The following is a 20,374-nucleotide window of genomic DNA, read 5'->3' as shown; positions in this document are numbered from 1 at the left end:
ACCATCAGCGGCGCCATCTCGACGGCGACGCACGGCACCGGCGTCAAGCTCACGGGAATCGCCGGTCAGGTCATCGGCCTCGACATCGTCGCCGGCGATGGCTCGATCGTGTCGTGCTCACGCGACGAAGAGCCCGACGTGTTCGAATCGGCGCGCGTCGGCGTCGGCGCCCTCGGCGCGCTGTCGACGGTGACGCTGCAGTGCGTGCCGACGTTCAACCTGCACGCCGTCGAGGAACCGATCCGCGTCGACACGGTGCTCGAAGAGATCGACGCCCGCGTCGACAACAACGAGCACTTCGAGTTCTTCTGGGTGCCCCACACCGGTTGGGCGCTCACCAAGACGAACAACCAGACCACGCAAGCCGCCGGCGGCCAGTCGCGCGCCAAGTTCTTCAAGGACAAGATCCTCATGGAGAACATCGCGTTCGGCGCGGTGACGAAGCTCGGTCGCCTGCGTCCCTCTGCGATCCCGCGGTTGTCGAAGCTCATCCCGTCGACGGGACGCGTCGAGTACGTGAAGCCGAGCTACCAGGTCTTCGCCAGCCCGCGGTGGGTGAAGTTCTACGAGATGGAGTACTCGGTGCCGCGCCAGCACGTCGGCACCGCGCTCAACGGCATCCGCAAACTCATCGACGACAAGAAGCTGTTCATCGGATTTCCGGTCGAAGTGCGCTTCACCGCCGCCGACGACATCCCACTGTCGACGGCGTCGGGTCGCGAGTCGGCGTACCTCGCCGTGCACGTCGCCAAGGGTATGGACTACGAGACGTACTTCCGCGGCGTCGAGGACATCATGAACGGGCTCGAGGGTCGCCCGCACTGGGGCAAGCTGCACTTCCAGACGGCTGACGTGCTGGCGACGCGGTACCCGAAGTGGGACGCGTTCCAGAAGGTCCGGGGCCGGCTCGACCCCAACGGCGTATTCGCCAACGCGTACACCGACCGGGTCCTCGGCGTCATCGGCTGACATGGGCGCGGGCGTGAGCCACCGCGTCGTTGAGGTTGTCGAACACGTGGCGGTCGTCGGCGAGACGGTCGAGAGCACCAACCGCACTGAGGAGGCGATGGTGATCAGCGCTCGCGCCCTTCACCAACACGGTGATGTTTCGCCGCTCGAGTTCTTCGATGATGTCGCCGATCGCCTGCGCTCCCGTGGCGTCGAGCACCTGCAGGTTGGGTAGCCGCAAGATCACGACGCGCACGTCACCCACGGCGACCAATTCCCGGAGAAACGCTTGCGCCGCGCCGAAGAAGAGCGCGCCGTCGAGGCGATACGTCACGATGTGTTCGTGCAGCCAGCGCTGCTCGTCGTCGACGGCGACCTCCGTGCCGACGGGTTCGGCGATGACGGCCGTCGACTGAGCGACGTTGCGTAGCGCCAACACCACGGCGACGGCCAGGCCAATCTCTACCGCCACGATGAGATCGAAGGCGACGGTCGCGGCGGCAGTGACCACCATCACCGACGCGTCGCCGCGCGTGGAGCGCAGGATGGCGCGGACATTGTGGCCATCCACCATGCGAACCGCCGTGACCATGAGCACGCCCGCCAATGCGGCGAGCGGAATGCGGGCGACGAGTGCGCTGGCAAAGAGGACGACGAGCACGAGCAACACGGCGTGAACCATCGCTGCGACGCGGCTGCGGGCCCCGGCGCGCACGTTGACGGCGGTGCGCGCGATCGCTCCGGTGGCCGGCATCCCGCCGAAGAGCGACGACGCGATGTTCGCGAGCCCCTGGCCGAACAGCTCCCGGTTGGGATCGTGGCGCGGCGCGTCGGCCATTCCGTCGGCGACCTTGGCCGAGAGCAGACTTTCGAGCGCCGCCAGCGCGGCGACAGCCAGGGCGGCGCTGAACAGTTCGCTGACACGCGAGGGCGCAAGATTCGGCAGCGCGGGCGTCGGCAACGAGGACGGCAACGCGCCGATGCGCGCCACGCTCCAGCCGGTCGCACCGACGGCGACCGTGGCGGCGACGACACCGAGAAGCGACACGGGCAATGAGCGACGAAGCCTTGGCCCGAACACCATGACGACGGCTACCAGGCTGACCAGCACGAGGGTCTGCGGGGTTGCGGTTCGGCTGACGCGTGCGACGGCGCGCGCGGCCACAGCCGCGGTGTTGTCGCCCTTGGGCTTGGAGACGCCGAGTGCGGCGGGCACCTGCTGCAGAAAGATGATCACCGCGATCCCCACGGTGAAACCTTCGACGACGGGCCACGGTATGAGGGCCACGAAGCGGCCCAACCGGAAGAGTCCGGCGACGGTCACGAGGACGCCTGCGATCAGGCCGACGGAGAGAACAGCCGCGGCGCCGTAGCGCGCAACCACCGGGACGAGCACGACGGTCATGGCCCCGGTTGGGCCCGACACCTGGACGTTCGAGCCGCCGAAAGCGGCGGCCACGAAACCGGCGACGATGGCGGTGATGAGGCCGGCGCGAGCACCAAGCCCCGTGGTAACGCCGAACCCCAGTGCGAGAGGAAGCGCAACGATGGCGACCGTTACGCCGGCGAGCACGTCCGGTTTCCACGTGTGGGCGAACCCGGCGAAGTCGCGTCGACCAGGGATGAACTCGGTCACGGGCGGCGGCGCCTCATAGAAAGATTCATAATATGACAGATATATAAGATTGATGAACTGTACTATGTGTGCATGCCGGCTCGCCGAACGCCCACGAGTGCGCCGATCTCCGAGTTGAAAGCGGAGTTGTTCCGCGCCCTTGCCCATCCGGCGCGGATCCGGGCGTTGGAGGTCCTCTCGGAGGGCGAGCACTCCGTGAGCGAGCTCCAGCCGCTTGTCGGTATCGAGGCGTCGCATCTGTCTCAGCAACTCGCGGTCTTGCGCCGTGCGGGACTCGTGACGTCGCGCAAGGAGGGAACCTCGGTGCTCTACGCCATTCGCGACAAGACGGCGATCGAGTTGCTGCGCGTCGCCAAACAACTGCTCATCAACTCACTCGCCGAGACCTCCGACCTCCTCAGCGACCTGCGCGCCGCGCGGTAGCCGCTCAGTCGGCGTCAGAGGCGACGACGGCCCAGGCCAGGCCGTGCTCGGGATCCTCGACCGCGAGGCGCAGTGACCAGCCGGCCGGATCGTGGCCCTCGTCCCACAGGTACCAGCGCATCTCGTCGACGGCGTCACCCAACTCCTCGGCCGTGAGGGGCCAGTCGTGGGTGAGGTCGACGACCGCCGCGGCCGCCCACCAGGCGCCGAAGCGGCCGGCAGCCCCGCCGCGCCGGCGGCCGTGGGCGCCGCCCGACGCCGCGGCCCACGCCATGTGGGCGAAGGCGTCCTCGGGGGCGATGGCGGCGACGCGCGCCGTCGTGAGTCCGAGCGACCGCAAGGCGCCGGCGACGTCGCCCACCACACCGGTGGCGTCGACGCGCCCGTTCGACTCGTTGGCCCAGTGCACGACGAGATCAATGAGGGCGCTGCGCCCCTCCTCGGTGTCGTCGTCCGCCTCGAACTCGGCGCCCTGCAAGGACACGGACGACCACGCCGTCTTGCCGGGACGGTCCGGCGCCGGGAACTCCGCCTGGTCGAGCTTGTACGTCGCCACCTCGTACGGCGGCTCCCACTTGGCGAGCACCAGCGGCACGTCGTAGATCGACGGCTCGTCGGCCGCGGCCTGGGTGAGGTCGGCGCCGCGCACAACGCACTCCTGGGCGAACACGCCGGCGACGGGACCGGCACCGGCGAGATACGGCCCGACTTCGTCCCACGCGTGGGTCGAGGCCGCCACCTCGGTGAGCGGTCCCAGCCCGAAGCGTGCCGCCGCCGCGCCCGGGCCCGCCGCGTCCTCGATGGCGCGGGCCGCAACGTCCCCGGGTCCTTCCAACGCCAGCGCGTAGTTCACGAACGCGGTGACGGGCCACAGCTGCTTGCCGCGCGCCGCGGCCGCGCGGCAGTCGTCGCGTACCCACACCAATTCGTCCCAGTCCGCCTGCTCGGTGAGACGTTCGACGAAACGCGTCAGCTCGTCGAGATCGCCCTTGTCGACCAACTCTTCTCGGTAGGACATCAGACGTAGGGCCAGGGGTAGTGGCGGTAGTCCTCGGCGACGTCGGGGATGTGCGGGAGGTCGGCGACGGCGAGGCAACGGCGGCGCAGCGCCGCGATCTCGGGAGCATCGAGGAGCTCGTCGAGCGCGGCGAGGGGCGCGTCGGCCACGCGGCGCAAATCGTCGCGCCACGTCCCAGGGATGGGCTGGCCGCCGAACTCCCAGATGACCGTGCGCAGCCGCGGCACCGGTTGGAAGGTGAGGCCGTGGTCGACGCCGAGCAGCTCGCCCGTGCTCGTGATGAGGCAGTGGCCACCCTTGCGGTCGGCGTTGTTGACGACGAGGTCGAACACGCACATCTGGCGCAGCCGGTCGTGCGTCGACTCGTCGTCGAGCAGGGTGAAGTAGTGCTGCTCGAAGTCGGCGTCCTCGATGAAGCGCTGGAGCGAACCCTGGCCCATCGGCGCGTCGAACCGCGACACGGTCTCGGGCACGAGATCCCAGCCGAGCGCTTCGCTCACGACGTAGGTGGCCACCTCACGACGCCACAGACCGTGCGGGTAGTCCCACAGTGGCCGCTCGCCGCTCTCGGGCTTGTACACCGCTCGGATCGATTCGTCGCCGCACGTGACCGTCGTCAGCAGCGTCTGGTTCGAACTCCAGGGCATGCGCCCCTCGATGACGATCTCGCCGGCGGCGAGTACCGTCATCGCTCGGGCGCGTGGTGACCGTTCTTCTTCGGACACGTGTGACCCTGCGGGTCGAGGGGATGCCCGCACCAGGGGCATGGGGGACGGCCGGACTCGACGAGCATCACGGCGCGGATGGCGAGGGCACGGCCCTGCTCGCGGGTGATGAGGACGCGGCAGCGGCCGTGCGGTTCGACGGGGTTGCCTTCCTCGTCGGTCTCGACGGCTTCGACGGCGTCGAGCACCAGGCGGTCGAGGGCGTCGAGGTAGCCGAGGCCCATAGCTCCCACCACCCACGCCACTTCGAGTGGCTGCTGGAGTTCGAGGTCCAGTGGCAGTTCCTGGGTGACGGGAAGATCTTGCAGGCGCTCGACGAGGGCAGCGCCCAACGCCGCGACCTGTTGCTTTTCCAGCTTGAGCGTCACGACGTCCGCCGCGGCGCGCACCTGGAGCAAGAACACGCGGCGACCCGGCGTACCGACCGTGCCGACGGTGACGAGGTCGGCGTCGGTGAACTCGTAGCTTTCACCCGCCATTACGTGACCACCCGGTTGACGCAGTGCACGAACGGGCCCTCGTTGCCGTAGGCGATGACCGTCATCGAACACGGCGAAACGTCGATGCGTTGGAACAAGTCGAGCGGCACTCCGAGCGCGCTCGCCGCGGCTGCCTTGATCGGGTCGGCGTGGGACACCGCGATCACCGTCTTGCCGGGATGGGCCGCACGGAACTTGTCGACCGTCGACGTCATGCGCGTTTGCATCTCGGCGAAGCTCTCGCCCCCCGGGAACCGGAAGCCCGACGGGTTGCGCTGCACCGCTTTCCACTCCGAGAGCTTGCGCAGCTTCGCCAGCGACGCCCCGGTCCATTCCCCGAAGTCGCATTCCAGCAGGCCGCGCTCGATTTGCACCTTCATACCGAGTGCCTTGCCGATCGGCGCCGCCGTCTCGCGCGTGCGCTGCAACGGCGAGGCGTACACGGCGGCGACGTTCTTGGACTCGCGCAAGTGGTCGGCGACGGCCTGCGCCTGCGCTTGGCCCTTTTCGGCCAGGGCCAGGCCGGCGGCGCGACCGGGCAGGACCTTGCCGGTGGACGGGGTCTGGCCGTGGCGGACGAAAATCACGACGGTGGGCGCGGGCGGCGTTGGCATGTCGGGGGCACCGTAGCCTTCCCGCCGTGAGTGATTTGACGGCCCAACTGACGGGGCTGTGCGACGAGATCGTGCACTGTCGCAAGTGCCCGCGTCTCGTCGCCTGGCGCGAGCAGGTGGCAGTCGAGAAGCGGGCGTCCTACGCCGCCGACCAATACTGGGCGCGTCCGGTGCCCGGCTTCGGCGACCCGCAGGCGCGCATCCTCGTCGTCGGCCTCGCCCCAGCCGCCCACGGCGGGAACCGCACGGGCCGGGTGTTCACCGGCGACCGTTCGGGCGACTTCTTGTTCGCCTCGATGTACCGCTGTGGATTGGCGAATCAGCCTACGAGCGTGTGGCGCGATGACGGGCTCGCACTGCACGACGCCTACGTGGCCGCCGTAGTGCGGTGCGCGCCGCCGGCGAACAAGCCGACGACCGAAGAACGTGACACCTGCGAGCCCTACCTCGTGCGCGAGCTGGCGTTGCTCGACCGCGTGCGCGTGGTCGTTCCGCTCGGCCAGTACGGCTACGACGCCGTGTGCCGCATCCTCGGGGTGCGGCCGCGGCCACGCTTCGGTCACGGCGTCGAAGCGGCCGCGCCCGACGGCCGCACCATCGTGTGCTCGTTCCATCCAAGTCAGCAGAACACCTTCACCGGCAAGCTGACCCCGGACATGCTCGACGCGGTGTTCAGGCGCGCGGTCGCCCTCGTTACGTGAGGCGCTTCGTCAGTTCGCCGCGCACGATCTTGCCCAGCGCGTTGCGCGGCAGCGCGGCGACGCGTTCGTAGCGCCGCGGCCGCTTGTAGGGCGCCAAGCGCGCCGCGCACCACTCGTCGAGCTCGGCGTCGCTGACGTCGTCGCCGAGGACGACGAACGCGCACACGCGCTCGCCCCATTCCGCGTCGGGCGCGCCGACCACCGCGGCCTCCGCGACTGCGGGATGCAGGGCGATCGCTTCTTCGACCTCGCGGGGGTACACGTTGAAACCACCGGTGATGATGAGCTCCTTCTTGCGCCCGACGATGTGCAAGTAGCCGTCGCCGTCTTCGGCGCCGAGGTCGCCGGTGCGGAACCAGCCGTCGACGAACGACTCGGCGTTGGCGTCGGGTCGCTGCCAGTAGCCCCCGAACACGTTCGGCGCCTTTGCCTCGATCTCCCCATCGGCCGCGAGCCGGACCTCGACGAGCGGGAACGGAAAGCCGACCGAGCCGCCGCGCCGCTCGCCGTCGTACGGGTTCGACGTCAGCATCACCGTTTCGGTCAGCCCGTAGCGCTCGATCGGGGCCGCGCCCGCGATAGCCGCAATGGCGGCGTGGAGGTCGGCAGGCAGGGGTGCCGACCCGGAAACGCCCAGGCGCAGGCCGCGCAGCGCCGTCGCGCCCGGCGCCGCCACGAGGCGGTGCCACATGGTCGGCACGCCAAAGAACATCGTGGCGCCGGTGTCGACGGCGCTGAACACCGTGTTCGGATCGAAACCGGGATACAGCAGCGCGGTGGCGCCCGTCGTCAGCGTGCCGTGCAGTCCGACACCGAGGCCGTGGAGGTGGAACAGCGGCAGCGTCAGCACCAGACGGTCTTCCGCTGTCCAGCGCCACGCCAGTGCGACCGCCTCGCTCGACACGAGCAGGTTGCGGTGGCTCAGCAACGCGCCCTTCGGCGCGCCGGTCGTCCCCGACGTGTAGACGAGCAGCGCGGCGTCGTCGCCGGTGGGTGCCGGCAAAGCGACGTCGGCGGACGGCGGCAACTGGTCGAGCGACGGGCTGGTGACGATCGCGGTGGGTGCCGCGGCGCGGATCCACTCGGCCCGCTCGGCGTCGTCGACGACGGCGGCGGTGATCGCCGCGTCGCGGGCGATGTGGGCGATCTCGGGCTCCCGGTATGCCGTGTTCATCGGCAACGCCGTCGCGCCGAGGCGCAGCAGGCCGATGTAGGCGACGACGAACTCGTAGGAGGTCGCGGCGCTTATCGCGACGCGGTCGCCGTGCCCGACGCCCGCGGCGGCGAAACGGCCCGCCGCGTTGGCGGTTGCCGCTTCGAGTTCGTCGGCGCGCCGCGGGGCGCCGGTCGTATCGACGAGCACGACCTTTGATGGATCGGCGGCCCAGCGCTGCTCCCAGGCGGCGACGAGGGAGCCGGCGGCGCCGAGGTGAACGTCTTCAGGACTCAGGCCGGCAGGAAGGTGGTCGGTCCACGGGCGCACCGCGACTGTTTAGTGCCTAGGCCGAGCGCCACAACTCCCGGCGCGCGCCGCGCATGACGCCGCGCAGGTACTGGTCGAACCAGTCGACCGCGGCGCTGGTGACGTCGGCGGCGTGCTGCACCAGTGTCGAGCCGCCGGGCAGCGCGGGCAACGCGTCCTGCGTCGCCGCCGTCAGCGTCTCGTCGCTGACGAGGAATAGCGACGCGGCGCGCACGCCGGTTAGGTGCGTGCCGGCAACGTCGAGCGGGGCGTCGAGCGTCACCACGGCCGCGACCTCGTTGGTGTGCAGCGACGCGGCGACGAGGGCGGCGACGCCGTCGAGACCGGCACCGAAGTACCCGATGGGACGATCGAACAGCATCGCTTCGCGGACGATGGCGGTGACAACGTTGGCGAAGGTTGTGGCGTTGTTCTCCACGTCGACTGCGGACACTCCCAGATCCATCTGCACGGTGGCGAAGCCGCGCTCGTTGCACGCGGCGGCCAACGCCACGCCACGGGTCACGAAGGCGACGACGCCGCGGGCGTCTTCGGGCACTGCGAGATCGGCGGCGACGTGGAAGCCGCGCGCCACCTCGACGTCGACCATCGATTCGGCAAGCACGGCAGGGGAGTACCCGTTGTCTAGCCTGCGTACCCGCCCGCCCACCCGCACCTTTGGGTCGGCTCGCTACGCTCGCCTTCAGTGACACCCGGACCTTCCCTCGACGCGCTGCGATCGACCGTCGCCGATCTCGTGGCGCTTACGTCGAATCGCAATGCCCGCGACCTGAACCACGTGCCCCAGCGCGGCGAGTGGAGCGCGGCGCAGGTGGCGGCACACATGGCCGACGCCGAGATGGTCTACAGCGTGCGCATTCGCATGATGCTGACCGACGACAACCCGTCGCTCGCGGCCTACGACCAGGATGCGTGGGCCGATCGGCTCACGATGTGCGACGAGTCGGTCGCCGGCTCGATCGGCCGCTTCCGCATGCTGCGCGAGGCGAACCTGCGCCTTTACGAGTCACTCGAGACCGACGAGTGGGACCGCGTGGGCACGCACGAGGAACAAGGCCTGACAACGATCAAGGGCACGGTCGAGACCTTGATCGGTCACGACCGTGCCCACTTGGACCAGATCCGGAAGTTGCTGCCGTAACCACAACGTACCGGTTCGGAGTGCGAAGGCTTACGAGTAGATCTCGAAGAGGCCGGCGGCACCCTGACCGCCGCCGATGCACATCGTCACCACGCCCCACTTGGCGCCGCGGCGCTGGCCTTCCTGCAACAGGTGACCGGTGCAGCGGGCACCCGTCATGCCGAAGGGGTGGCCGATCGAGATCGAGCCGCCGTTGACGTTGTACTTCTCGGGATCGATGCCGAGCCGGTCGCGGCTGTAGAGGCACTGCGACGCGAACGCTTCGTTCAGCTCCCACAGGTCGATGTCGTCGATCTTCAGGCCGTGGCGCTCGAGCAGACGCGGGACGGCGAACACGGGGCCGATGCCCATCTCGTCGGGCTCGCAACCGGCGACAGCCCAGCCCTTGAACGCGCCGAGCGGCGACAGGTTGCGGCGCTCCGCTTCGTCGGAGCTCATGATCACGACGGCCGCCGCGCCGTCGGAGAGCTGCGACGCGTTGCCGGCGGTGATGAACTTGCCCGGCCCCTTGACCGGCGGCAGCGCCGCAAGACTTTCGAGGGTCGTGTTCGGGCGGTTGCACTCGTCGCGATCCACGACGTAGTCGACGATCGACTCTTCCTTCGTCTCCTTGTTGACCACCTTCATCTGGGTCTTCATCGGGACGATTTCGTCCTTGAACAGATCGGCGGCCTGGGCGGCCGCGGTGCGCTGCTGGCTCTGGAGGGAGTACTCGTCCTGGGCTTCACGGGTGACGCCGTAGCGCTCGGCCACGATGTCGGCGGTGTCGATCATCGCCATGAAGATCGCCGGGTACTCCTCGATCAGCTTCGGGTCGACGCCGCCGATGCCGCCGCCGGGTTGTGAGATGGCCTCGACACCGGCGCCGACGACGATGTTGGCGCCGTCGTTCTTGACATAGTTCGCCGCCGACGCGATGGCGTTGAGGCCCGACGAGCAGTGGCGCTGGATCGTGTTGCCGCCGGTGGTGACGGGCAAGCCCGCCAGCAGGCCGGCGAGGCGGCCGAGGTTGCCCGCGCCGTGGGCGCCGTTACCGAGCGTGACGTCCTCGACCTCGGCCGGGTCGACGCCCGACTTCTCGACCGCGTGCTTGATGGCGTGGGCCGCCATCGACATGGCCGGCGTGTTGTTGAAGCCGCCCCGGTGCGACTTGGCGAGCCCGGTGCGGGCGTAGGAAACGATGACGGCTTCACGTGCCATTACGAGATGTCCTTCCGATCACTATCTGACGCGCGGACCTTAGCGCTGGTCGGCGTATCACGACCCTGCCGCGTGTACGTGCGGTTAGAGCCGATCGGCCCTGGCACGGACGGAGCGGAGCACCGAGGCTTGCGAGGTGACGAGTGTGAAGCGCCTTGCTTCCGTGGACGAACGATCACACGCTCAGTTGGAAGAGGAACTGGCGCGCTGGACCGCCCGCGGCGCGATCTCTCGTGAGCAGGCAGACGCGATCCGAAACATCGAGCAGGAAGTGGCGGCGGTTCCCCGTGGTCGCATCCCGCTCGTTGCCCAGGCCATCGGGTTTCTCGGCGGTGCGCTCGCCGTCATCGCCGGCATCGTCGCGACGTCTCGGTTCTGGGACGACATGCCGACTGCGGCGCGGCTTGGTCTCGTGGGCGCGGTGGCGGTGCTGCTGGTGGTCGTCGGACGTGTCGTGCGCCGTGACGAGGAACCGGCGCTCGCGAACCTCGGCAGCTTCCTGTGGCTCCTGGCCATGGGCTGTGTCGCGTTCTGGGTCGGCATCTTCGCGACCGACGTCGTCAACCTCGAGGGCGCCGACGTTGCAACCGCCATCGGCGTGGTGTCGCTCGTTGTTGCCGGCGCATTGTGGCGCTGGCGTGCCGCGCCGCTCCAGCACGTGGCCACGTTCGCCGCGCTCGCCCTGAGCGTTGCCAGCGTGGCCGGCCACGTCGAGCACGTGGGGGCGTTGTTCGTCGGGATCGCGCTGTGGGCCGTTGGCGTGTCGTGGATCGTCCTGGCGTGGATGGGCGTGGTGTCGCCCGCGCCGGTGGCCTACGTCGTGGGCGCGCTCGTGGCGATCGGCGCCGGCGGCGCCGTCGGGGCCGACGGTCGGTGGGGCGACATCCTGGCGGTCGCGACCGTGGTCGCGTTTCTCGCGGCCAGCGTCCCGACGCGGTCGATGGTTTTGCTGTGGGTCGGCGTCCTCGGCATCTTCCAGGCCGTTCCGACGGCGATCACCCGCCACTTCGGAGACTCGCTGGGCGCGCCGTTGATCCTGTTCCTCGTCGGGTTGTCCTTGATCGGTGCCGCCGTTGTGGCGTCTCGCCTTGCGCCCGAGATTCGTTCCGCGCCACCGAAGCTGGCGCACCTGTCGCAGCGCAGCATTGGCGCGGGGTTGCTCGCCGCGGTGGCAGTCGTCGTCGCGGTGACGGTCGGCTTCACTGACGTCCGTCCTGCGCCCGCGTACCCCTCGTTGCAGCAAACCCCGGATCCCTCACTCGTCGGATCCGTCGCCTTCGTGCGCGACGGGAACAAGCCGTGTGTCTACGTGATGGCGGCGAGTGGCACCGCCGCGGCGAAGAAGTTGTACTGCGACGCGCATCTCGACCACGGCCCGATGGGTTTGTCCTGGGACGGCGGCAACGTCCTCGTGCACTCGTGGACCGAGCAGTCGGGCTCCCAAGTCATCACTGTCGATGGCGCAACTGGCCGCGTGTTGAACCGCGCATCGGTGAGCGACGAGTACAAGGACATCCCACCGAGCATGCGTCGCGCCGACGGCACCGTCGTCGAGATCCAGGGCCGCCACGGCGCGCCCCGCGTGGTGCTGCGGTCCAGCGCGGGCGTGACGCGGACGGTCCTGCGCCCGGTCGGGCCCCGCGACTACTGGCTCGAGGAAGCAGTGTGGTCGCCGGATGGGATCCACCTGATCGTCACCGACTCGGAGCACCGGATGCTGATCGTCGACACCGAGTCACCTGTCCACACGACACGCGTGCTCGTGACGCACGCGATGTGGCCCGCGTGGTCCGCCGCCTGAACGAACATCTCGTGTTCGCCGGCGCGTAACCGCGCCGCAAACGCACCGTCGCTCGGTGCGGTCACCCTGGAAGAACGTGAGCCGACGGAAGCTGGACCGCCGATTCATCGAGCACGTGACGACATCACGGCTGCTCGGGACGATCAGTGTTGTGTCCGCCATGTCGTTGTTGGCCGACGGCTTGTCGCCGCTGTTGCTGCCCCACGCGCCGCTGGCGCTCGTCGCGCTCAGCCCGCGTTCGATGTACGTCGTCGCCGTGGCGCGCGGCGTGCCGGCGTGGCTCCTCGTGCCGTTGCTGACGTTGCGGCTGTGTCTCACCGACCCGGTGCACTTCGAACTCGGACGCCGGGTGCCGGTCGGGCCCACGTCGCACGGTGTCGTCGGACGCGTCGGACGCCAGCTCCGCCGGTTCGTCGACGCCGTGCCGGGGGTCGGGTTCGTGATCGCGGTCGCTGCCTGGCCGGTGTCGCACTCGCTGCTCGCCGCCGGCGCCGGAGGCGTGCGCCGCCGCACGGTTGCGGTTGCGGACCTCGCCGGGACCGCGGTGCGGGTCCTCGTAATGGTCCTCGTCCTCGGTCGCATCGACGGAATGGTCAGTGCGGCGCACGCGGCGTCACACGTCGGTCCGCTGGCGGTGCTCTCGGTGGTGACCTACGCCGGCATCGCCGTCTTCAGCAGCCGCCGGCGCAATCGCGCGTCGGCGTCGTGGGAAGACATCGCCAACCAGGTTGAGTCGCTGCGTCTCGAGGAACGAATGCTCGAGACCTACGGCCTCACGTGGCCGGAGCTGGCTCGGTCGGCGCTGCCTTCTTCTTCGGCGGGTGCATGACCTTCGGTGCCGGCACGGCGGTGTCGGGCCAGCGGTTGCGCGACACGCGCGAGAGCTTGCGCAGCAGCGTGATCGCCCCCGGGTCGTCGTCGCCGGGACGACCGATCAGCGAACCGTCCTCGAGCATCTTCACGATGATCTCGCGGCCGATGTCGGTGCGGACGATCGTGAGGGTCCAGTCGTTGTACTCGCCGATGCCGCCCGTCGACACGTCGGCGTGCTCCGCCGCGAAGTCGGGACACGTCTTGCAGCCTTCACGCGTCCAGGCGTGGCACTCCTTGAGGTTGATCTCGTGGTAGTCGCCGTTCTTCATCCAGATCTGGAAGACGCCCTTGATGTTCATCTTCACCATGTCCTGCTTCTTCAGGCCGTACTTGGCCTCGAAGAGTTCTTCGAAGATGGCGTCGTCGAAGGTCTTGGAACACAGCAGGCCGATGTTGAGGGCGAAGCGCCGCGCCGGCTTGCCGGCCTTGCGGGCTTTCATCGCGGGAGGGCTTGATGTCTGGCAACCCATGCCCACGAGCGCGAGCTTCTCTGCGCCACCCGCAACTGCCTCTGCGTACCCCATCGGGGTGGCGGAATAGGTGTAGCGACTGCCGGCGGCGGCCAGCACCTCCTCCTTGGTGCGAGCGACACCAGGTATGGCTTTCCACGTAGAGCCGTCGCCTTCGAGGTAGCTCACCAGCGCAGCGTCGATGTAGCCCTTCTCCAGGCACCAGATGAGCATTGCGGAGACGACGCCGCCGTCCTGGCCCATCTTGTGCACCATGTCGTCGGAGGCGCGGGCGAGGATGATGTCCTTGCTGATGCCGTAGATCTCGTCGATCGTGCGCGACCGCTCGAACATGAAGTTGTCGATTTCGGTCTCCCACGTACGAAAGCGGGGGCAGGCACGCGTGCACGACGTGCAGCCACGTTCACCGTGGCCGCAGTTGGCCGGGCCGAGGTCCTCTTCGAGGTGGAACGGCTTGTAGACGCCCTCGTCGTCGTTGTAGCCGAGCACGTCGTGCGGGCACGCGACGACGCACCCCGAACAGCCGGTGCAGAGCCCCGAAGTGACGACTTCGGAGTACAACTCTTTCCACTGCGCGGTCCAGCGCTCGGCCTTCGCCGGGGGGTTTTCAGTGACGGTCATCGCGAGGGACGTTAACCGCGGGCACCGGTAACGTTCGTCCCGTGGAGGATGCGATCGCGGCCATCTTCGTCGTCGTCGGCCTCGTCGGTGGGCTCGGTTTCGCCGGCGTCGCCATTGCGTGGCTCAACGACCGCCGGCACGCGGCGCTCGAGCGCCGCTCACCCCCGCTCGACCCGAAGGCGATCCTCGAACGGCGCTTCGCCCTCGGCGAGATCGACGAACACGAGTTCAACCGGCGCATGCACCGCTTGACGTACGGCCCGCCGCTCGAACTCGACTGAGCCGCTCAGGCGAACAGCCCGAGCGGGCGCAGGCCGATCGCCTGCATGCGCCGCACGTGGCCGCCCGCGATCGCGCCGATCAGGCCGAGCGGGTTCCCGAGGCGTACGAACGCGGCGAGCGGGAGAGCGGCGGTCCCGCGCCCGCTCCACAACATGTGCAGCGCCATCTGTTGCGCGCCGGCCGCGGCGCGCTTCTTGCCGCGCGGAGTCGTGGTCATGACGGCGCGCAGCGACGCGGCGGCGTGGCCTTCGTGCTCCACTTCGTCGGCGATGACGGTGTCGATGAACGCCGCGGTGTCGGTGTCGACCACGGTGCGCAACCACTGCAGCAGGTCATCCGCGATGCCTTCGCCGAGGTACGCGCCGACCGCGTTCTCGACGTCGCCGTCCGGGGACGTCGAGTGGTAGCGGTCGAGCGCGGTGCGGAACGGCCGCATCGCGCGCTCGGGGTCGGCGCCCATGGCCTCGAGGCGCGCCACGAAACCCTTGTGGTGGCGCAGTTCCTCGGCAGCGACCTTTTTGAAGTGGCGCCGGTCGGCGTCGTTGGCGGCCGCCGCGGCGTCCGCCTTCGCGCCCTCGTACGCCTTCAGTTCGCCGTAGGCGACGGCGCCCAGGACCTGGATCAGTGCTTTGCGGTTCAGGAAATCGTCCATTTGTGACCGACACGGTACCCTTCCCGCTCGCATGGGGCGTGGAAGGGCTCTAGTGATGACGCTCGTCGTCGTCGTCGCCTCCGTGCTCGTCGCCCGCACAGCGCAAGCTGATTCACCGCCCGCGCGGCCCGCACTTGATGCCGTCGCTCGTGCGCAACTCGCGGACCGAGTCCACAGCGCGATTGTCATGGTCCACGCGCGATCGATCGCCGTGGCCCTGCGCGCGTCCGAGCGCGCCGGCATGCGCGTGATCGACCGCTTCGATCGTGTGGGCGTGGCGGTCGCCCGCGGGAACGGGGCCGCGCTCCAGCGGCTGAGTCGCGACAGGACGGTCGACCGCGTCGAGGGCGACGCGCCCCTCCGCGTGCTCAGCACGACGGCTCCGGTAACCACCAACGCCCACTTCGTCCAGGATCACCCGACGGTGTTCCACGATGCCGCGGGTCGTGTCGTCGACGGCCGCGGCGTGACGATCGCGATCATCGATTCCGGCCTCGACCCGTCCCATCCGATGTTGCGAGGCCGCGTCGCGCGCAACTTGCGTTTCGTGGGGGACAACGCGCAGGAGTTTCTCCCATCGGGCGCGTACTTCCACGACGCGCAGTGGCTTGACATGCACGGCCTGAACAGCGACACCACCGCCATCGGCGGCCACGGAACGCATGTCTCAGGGATCGCCGCCGGCAACCGCGTGACGTTCCGCGGCCGGGCGATACAGGGCGAGGCGCCGGGCGCGAAGTTGGTGATGCTTTCGATCTCCGCCGCACTCAGCGTGTACGGATCCGATGCCGCGCTGTACTGGGTGCTCGAGCACCACGCCGATCCGTGCCAGCGCAGCGATGGCAGCTGGTACCACGGCGAGTCGTGTCCGCCGATTCGCGTCGTCAACAACAGCTACGGCGTCGCCGATGCAGTGGGGCTACCAGGCAGCGCGAACAACGAGTTCGACCCGACGCGCGCGACCTCGAAGATCCAAGACGCGTTGCTCGCCGCGGGTGTCGTCAGCGTTTGGGCGAACGGGGACTCCGGTGATGGAGGGCCCGTGAACCGCAGCAATGGTTTCGGTTTGGACCCGCGCAACGGCATTCTCACAGTCGGGTTCACCGACGACAACGGTGTGGCCGACCGAGAAGCGCCCGTGTACCTCAACAGCGGCGTAGGTCAGTTCGGTCGCGTCGACACCTATCCGGACCTGGTCGCCCCTGGCGTTGCCGTGATGTCGGCGTGTCGCGCCAGCATGCCGTTCTGCCAGATACCGCTCGACGGCGACATCGGCAGGATTGAGGGCAACGAGCGCGCGCTGGCATCGAGCCTCAACTACCGCACACTCTCCGGATCGTCGATGGCGGCGCCGGCCGTTGCCGGCACGGTCGCCCTCATGCTGCAGGCCAATCCGCGCCTGACTCCCGCGCAGATCGAGCTGATCCTCGAGAACACCGCACACCGCTTCGCCAACCGCCGGGGTTACGAGGCTGACCGTCCGGGGCGGAACCCGCAAACACCTACGTCCTTCGACGCAGGGCATGGCTTGGTCGACGCTGCCGCGGCGCTCGAACACGTTCTGGGCGTCGCTGCGTCCGCACCCCCGACGTGCGGGCCGGGCCAACCGGTCCTCGTCGACCGATGGGGCGACGCCGATCTGGTCGAGTCGTTCAGCACGCCGGTCCCGTCCGCGGCTGACATCGACATCTTGTCGCTCACGTTGTCATGGCGCGCCGGCGTCCTCTCGGCCGCGCTGCACGTTACGAACCTGAGTGCGGACCCGGTCGGCGACGGCTTCGGGCCCGTGTATTCCGTGCAGTTCGACCATGGCGGGCACACGTACTGGCTGCGAGCCGATCGAATCGGCGGCTATCACGCGGAGCTGAGGGACGGTACGACCAACGCTGTGGTCGGCGCCACGACCGTCGTGTACGACACGCGGAGCAACGAGGTCCGCTGGACGGCTCGGCCCACTGCCGCGCTCGGCTTTGCGGACGGGGACGTCTTGTCAGCGATCGGTGTCCGCGGCGAGAGGATCTTGTTGCCGACTCAACTCGAAGGCTCGGCCGTGACCGACCCAACGGATTATGGGACGACGAACTGTCTCTACGCGCTCGGTGGTGCCGCTTTTGCGCCACCGCCGGTCACCGCCCGACCCGAGGCGGTCGCAGGTGTCGTGGCACCGGGCGCGGCCTTCGAACGCACGCGCAAGCTGGAGCTGAGCGCCGACGAGCCGTTGCCGGACGACCAGTGCCTCCTCCCGTCGACGGCGTGCGACGCCTATCGCGTTCGCGTTTCCACCGACGGAGTCCTGACCCTGGAAGTCTCGCTCGCTGCGACAAGTCCCACGAGGAACAACGTCGACCTGTGGATACGGGGGCCCGACGGTCAAGCGTGGCGCGCCAACGGGCCGACTGGTGTCGAGTCGGTCGCGGTGGCGCATGCTGCCGCGGGGACGTACACAGTCGTCGTCGAGTTGCAGCGTGCGCACCCGCCGGGGACGGTGCGGCTGCGCGCCGCACTCGCTTAGGTCCTAACTGTCCCGCAGGAGGTCGGTAGTCGATCTCGACGGGGGCACGCCGAGTTCGGCGTCGAGTGCGGCCGTGCAGTCGGCGAGAGCGCGCTGTGCTGAGCCGCGGTCGTCGCGCGCGAGGTGTACGCGGATCAAGAGCCGGTATGCGGATTCACGGGCGGCCGATGCGACCAGGGCTTCCTGGACCACGACGAGCGCCTCTTCGTATTGACCCTGCTCGAGGAGCAACTCCGCGGCGTGCTCGCGGGTAACGGCCACGAGTTCCTCGATGCGCCCGCGCTCACTGGCGGCCCACTCCGCATAGCGGTCGGCCGGGAGGAACTCCGTCCCGCGCCAGCGTTCGAGCGCGTGTTCCAGCAAGGCGGACGCAAGGACGTCGCGCCCGGAGCCTTCGGCCGTTCGCGCCCGCGTAACGAGCGTTTCGAAGTCCTGCACATCTGATCCCGCGAAACCGACCAACGCGTACCGCTCGCCGTCGCGCGCCAAGAGCTCGCGGCCTGCGCCGATGCTTTCGAGTGCGCGCCGGATCGTCGAGATCGCGGCGTTGAGCGACGGCTTCGCCGAGGGGCCCTCCGCGGGCCACACCCACTCCAAGAGCTTGTCGCCGTGCACCGGACGACCCGCATGCAGCGAAAGGATTCGAAGAATCTCCGCGGCGCGCCGGCTCTTCCATTGAGACGGATCGAGGACTCGGTCGCCGATCTCGAGCCGGAACTCGCCGATGAAGCGGGCCGTGAACGTGGGCTTTGCTGAGTGGCGTTGCGATGCAGTACGGAATTCCTGGTCGAGTGCGAAGAGCCCGTACTGGGCCGCGAGGTGTTCGGCCTCGTTGAGAAGCGTGGCGTCATCCGACACGCGCGAACGCTGCACGAGCATCGCGGCGCGCGTCGCCTTGAGGTCGAACAGATCCACGAAGAGGTCGGCTTCGCCCAGCCGCGCTGCAGCCGCCTCGCCGTTGCCGTTCGCCGCCAGGCAAGCCGCGAGCTCAACCAGGAGGAGCGTACGTTCGTTGGGGTCGAACGAGGTCTGGCGCAATTCGAAGGCGCGGGTCGCGAGCTCCAACGCTTCTGGTGCCCGGCCGCGCAGCCGCAGTGCGCGCGCCCACGCCCGCCATCCCCACGCGAGACCGAAGGTGTCGGCCATCGCTTCCTTCTCCCGGCTCGACCGCTCGAACGCATCCGTCGCCGCGTCGAAGTCTCCGGCGTCGGCGCAGACTTCCGCCAGGTTGCTGAGTGCATACGCGGCGGCCTGCGCGTTGCCGCAACTCAGGGCGACGGCGCGCGCTTCGAGAAGATCATCGCGGGCGGCATTGAGATCACCCGCGACGCGCTCAGCCATACCGAGCGAGTTGAGCGAGGTGGCGAAGGAGTACCGCGGGCCGCGCGATCTCCGGAGTTCGCAGGACTGCGTGGCCAGCCGTCGCGCCGCGATGGGCTCGCCTCGTTCGAGCGCGAAGAGGCTCAAGTTGTTCAGCGCCGCGGCGAGCGCTTCGAATTCCGCCAGGGCTTCGGTGATCGCGGCGATCTCCAACCAGAACGTCATGGCGCCGAGCGGATCCTTTTCTCGCCAGCGCGCCGCCTCCTCGGGCGTCACGACCGTCGGGTGTTGTGGTCCCGGTATCCCGAGAGCGTCCCGGGCCGCGGCGAATGCCGCTGGGATGTCAGCGGGTTGGCCGGCAGCCATCGCCGTCATCGCCAACGCGACGTTGACGGTCGAGCGCCACCTTCGCCGCTCCCCGTCGTCAGCGTCCATCTGCGCGGCGCGCATCTCGACGTAGCGGGCTGCGCGCTGCATCAGCATGTAGGCCAGCGTTGGCTGGCCCGACGAGTGGGCAACCCACGCTTGGTAGTACGCGATCCAAACGCGGTCCGGCGCCGCCTCGCCGAGGGCGTCGACCCAGGCCTCTAGCGCGTCGGCGTCCACGCGTGGTGCAGGCGTTCCGGCGACAAAGTCCATCGCGGCGCGGAAGATCAGCCGCTCGGCGCGGTCGTAGTCCCGCTCCGCGAGCGTTCTCTCGATCTCCTCCATGACCGCCACGGCCGCAGCCTATGAGCGCGCGGCGCGCGCGAGCTTCGCGAGCATCCGCGCCGCCGCGGCCCGGAGATCGGCAACCTGCGCTCGCGGTTCACGCAGCCAGGGGGCCTCACCGTCGTTCGGGAGTACGGCGCCCGATCCGAACGACTGCTGCGCGCGTTCCAACCGGACCCGCGCCACGTCGAATCGACGTGCCCCCAACGCTGCTGTGCTCCATCGCAGCTCGTGTTCGAATTCGTCAACGTCGGTTCTCGGAGTCGGGGTGATGACGTAGCGATCATCAACGCGACAGAGCGTGTCGCGCGGCGTCCCGGCTGCCGCGAGGGCGCGGCGGATGACCGAAACCGCGGCCCCAAACGAACGCTCGCCCCGCATCGGGTGCGACTCCCACAACCAGTCGACGAGTTGCGTTCGGTGGATGGGGCGGCCGCGGTGGGCGACGAGCACTCGCATCAGCGTCCCCGCGCGTCGGTTGGTCCACGAGTCGACGTCGACAAGTGAGCCGCCGACGAACAACGTGAAATCTCCGACGAGGGTCGCATACAAGGCAGGCGCCGGCTTCGCTGACGGCGTGTCGTCGCCTGCTTCGATGCGGTCGTCGCGCGCGAGATCGTAAAGGCCGAGGGCGTCGGCTGCGGCCGCACGCAACCTCAGAGCCGACGCCCGCTGCGCCGCAGTCGCCACTTCGACCCACGTCGCCGCGATGCCGAACAGCGACGCCGGTGGCAGCGACCAGGCAGCTGGAACGGGCTCCGACA

General features: G+C 69.0%; 20 protein-coding genes. 8 read left to right on the top strand and 12 right to left on the bottom strand.

Features of this window, described 5'->3' with window-relative positions; translation table 11 throughout:
• On the top strand, positions 1-969 hold a 969-nt coding region (locus VHC63_15035), incomplete at its 5' end, for a D-arabinono-1,4-lactone oxidase (GenBank protein HVV37922.1).
• On the opposite strand, the gene VHC63_15030 is transcribed toward VHC63_15035, so the two are convergent.
• Complete coding sequence (locus tag VHC63_15030; GenBank protein ID HVV37921.1) at positions 959-2,584, bottom strand: SulP family inorganic anion transporter; 1,626 nt, start codon at positions 2,582-2,584, stop codon at positions 959-961. The two genes, VHC63_15035 and VHC63_15030, sit on opposite strands and share 11 nt — an antisense overlap.
• A gap of 72 nt (positions 2,585-2,656) precedes the next feature.
• Here VHC63_15030 and VHC63_15025 point away from each other — a divergent pair, with 72 nt between their 5' ends.
• Entirely contained in the window at positions 2,657-3,007 is a 351-nt protein-coding gene (locus VHC63_15025; protein HVV37920.1) for a metalloregulator ArsR/SmtB family transcription factor, read from the top strand.
• A 4-nt stretch (positions 3,008-3,011) separates the two neighbouring features.
• Here VHC63_15025 and VHC63_15020 read toward each other — a convergent pair whose 3' ends face one another.
• From VHC63_15020 to VHC63_15005, 4 genes are read right to left on the bottom strand one after another with little or no spacing between them, the layout of a single operon-like run.
• A complete protein-coding gene (locus VHC63_15020; protein HVV37919.1) occupies positions 3,012-4,025 on the bottom strand; it encodes a DUF6183 family protein in 1,014 nt (337 codons plus the stop codon).
• A complete protein-coding gene (locus VHC63_15015) occupies positions 4,025-4,714 on the bottom strand; it encodes an SCO1664 family protein (GenBank protein ID HVV37918.1) in 690 nt (229 codons plus the stop codon). The genes VHC63_15020 and VHC63_15015 overlap by 1 nt, the downstream gene beginning before the upstream one ends.
• Positions 4,711-5,229 (bottom strand): DUF3090 family protein, encoded by a 519-nt coding sequence (locus VHC63_15010; GenBank protein HVV37917.1) that lies wholly within the window; start codon positions 5,227-5,229, stop codon positions 4,711-4,713. The genes VHC63_15015 and VHC63_15010 overlap by 4 nt, the downstream gene beginning before the upstream one ends.
• A complete protein-coding gene (locus VHC63_15005; GenBank protein HVV37916.1) occupies positions 5,229-5,843 on the bottom strand; it encodes an MSMEG_4193 family putative phosphomutase in 615 nt (204 codons plus the stop codon). The genes VHC63_15010 and VHC63_15005 overlap by 1 nt, the downstream gene beginning before the upstream one ends.
• 26 nt (positions 5,844-5,869) lie before the next feature.
• On the opposite strand from VHC63_15005, the gene VHC63_15000 reads away from it, so the two are divergent.
• Positions 5,870-6,544 carry a uracil-DNA glycosylase gene (locus VHC63_15000; GenBank protein HVV37915.1) on the top strand — a complete coding sequence of 225 codons (675 nt, stop codon included), beginning with the start codon at positions 5,870-5,872 and terminating at the stop codon, positions 6,542-6,544.
• Here VHC63_15000 and VHC63_14995 read toward each other — a convergent pair.
• Both VHC63_14995 and VHC63_14990 read right to left on the bottom strand, forming a co-directional pair.
• Positions 6,537-8,027: an AMP-binding protein gene (locus VHC63_14995; GenBank protein HVV37914.1), complete on the bottom strand. Its 1,491-nt coding sequence runs from the start codon at positions 8,025-8,027 to the stop codon at positions 6,537-6,539. The two genes, VHC63_15000 and VHC63_14995, sit on opposite strands and share 8 nt — an antisense overlap.
• Before the next feature lie 16 nt (positions 8,028-8,043).
• A complete protein-coding gene (locus VHC63_14990) occupies positions 8,044-8,631 on the bottom strand; it encodes a hypothetical protein (GenBank protein ID HVV37913.1) in 588 nt (195 codons plus the stop codon).
• An 81-nt stretch (positions 8,632-8,712) separates the two neighbouring features.
• Here VHC63_14990 and VHC63_14985 point away from each other — a divergent pair, with 81 nt between their 5' ends.
• Positions 8,713-9,168 carry a DinB family protein gene (locus VHC63_14985; GenBank protein HVV37912.1) on the top strand — a complete coding sequence of 152 codons (456 nt, stop codon included), beginning with the start codon at positions 8,713-8,715 and terminating at the stop codon, positions 9,166-9,168.
• 30 nt (positions 9,169-9,198) lie between these two features.
• Here VHC63_14985 and VHC63_14980 read toward each other — a convergent pair whose 3' ends face one another.
• The gene (locus tag VHC63_14980) at positions 9,199-10,368 is read right to left on the bottom strand and encodes an acetyl-CoA C-acyltransferase (protein ID HVV37911.1); all 1,170 of its coding nucleotides are present in this window, start codon (positions 10,366-10,368) and stop codon (positions 9,199-9,201) included.
• A gap of 163 nt (positions 10,369-10,531) precedes the next feature.
• On the opposite strand from VHC63_14980, the gene VHC63_14975 reads away from it, so the two are divergent.
• Positions 10,532-12,169, top strand: coding sequence for a DUF2157 domain-containing protein (locus tag VHC63_14975; protein ID HVV37910.1), 1,638 nt, complete (start codon positions 10,532-10,534; stop codon positions 12,167-12,169).
• A 76-nt stretch (positions 12,170-12,245) separates the two neighbouring features.
• Complete coding sequence (locus VHC63_14970) at positions 12,246-12,998, top strand: hypothetical protein (GenBank protein HVV37909.1); 753 nt, start codon at positions 12,246-12,248, stop codon at positions 12,996-12,998.
• Here VHC63_14970 and VHC63_14965 read toward each other — a convergent pair.
• The gene (locus tag VHC63_14965; protein ID HVV37908.1) at positions 12,943-14,133 is read right to left on the bottom strand and encodes a Coenzyme F420 hydrogenase/dehydrogenase, beta subunit C-terminal domain; all 1,191 of its coding nucleotides are present in this window, start codon (positions 14,131-14,133) and stop codon (positions 12,943-12,945) included. The genes VHC63_14970 and VHC63_14965 overlap by 56 nt on opposite strands.
• Before the next feature lie 41 nt (positions 14,134-14,174).
• On the opposite strand from VHC63_14965, the gene VHC63_14960 reads away from it, so the two are divergent.
• Positions 14,175-14,414 (top strand): hypothetical protein, encoded by a 240-nt coding sequence (locus VHC63_14960; protein HVV37907.1) that lies wholly within the window; start codon positions 14,175-14,177, stop codon positions 14,412-14,414.
• A 5-nt stretch (positions 14,415-14,419) separates the two neighbouring features.
• Here VHC63_14960 and VHC63_14955 read toward each other — a convergent pair whose 3' ends face one another.
• Positions 14,420-15,067, bottom strand: coding sequence for a ferritin-like domain-containing protein (locus VHC63_14955; GenBank protein HVV37906.1), 648 nt, complete (start codon positions 15,065-15,067; stop codon positions 14,420-14,422).
• A gap of 55 nt (positions 15,068-15,122) precedes the next feature.
• Between VHC63_14955 and VHC63_14950 the strand changes: the two genes are divergently transcribed.
• Complete coding sequence (locus VHC63_14950) at positions 15,123-17,579, top strand: S8 family serine peptidase (protein HVV37905.1); 2,457 nt, start codon at positions 15,123-15,125, stop codon at positions 17,577-17,579.
• A gap of 3 nt (positions 17,580-17,582) precedes the next feature.
• Here VHC63_14950 and VHC63_14945 read toward each other — a convergent pair whose 3' ends face one another.
• Entirely contained in the window at positions 17,583-19,610 is a 2,028-nt protein-coding gene (locus VHC63_14945) for a tetratricopeptide repeat protein (GenBank protein HVV37904.1), read from the bottom strand.
• Positions 19,611-19,628: 18 nt separating this feature from the next.
• Positions 19,629-20,300, bottom strand: coding sequence for a hypothetical protein (locus VHC63_14940; GenBank protein HVV37903.1), 672 nt, complete (start codon positions 20,298-20,300; stop codon positions 19,629-19,631).
• Positions 20,301-20,374 lie beyond the last annotated feature (74 nt).

The organism is Acidimicrobiales bacterium (assembly GCA_035546775.1).
Taxonomy (GTDB): domain Bacteria; phylum Actinomycetota; class Acidimicrobiia; order Acidimicrobiales; family JACCXE01; genus JACCXE01.
The sequence above is the reverse complement of the archived record's forward strand: the minus strand, read 5'-3'. Positions and strand labels throughout refer to the sequence as shown.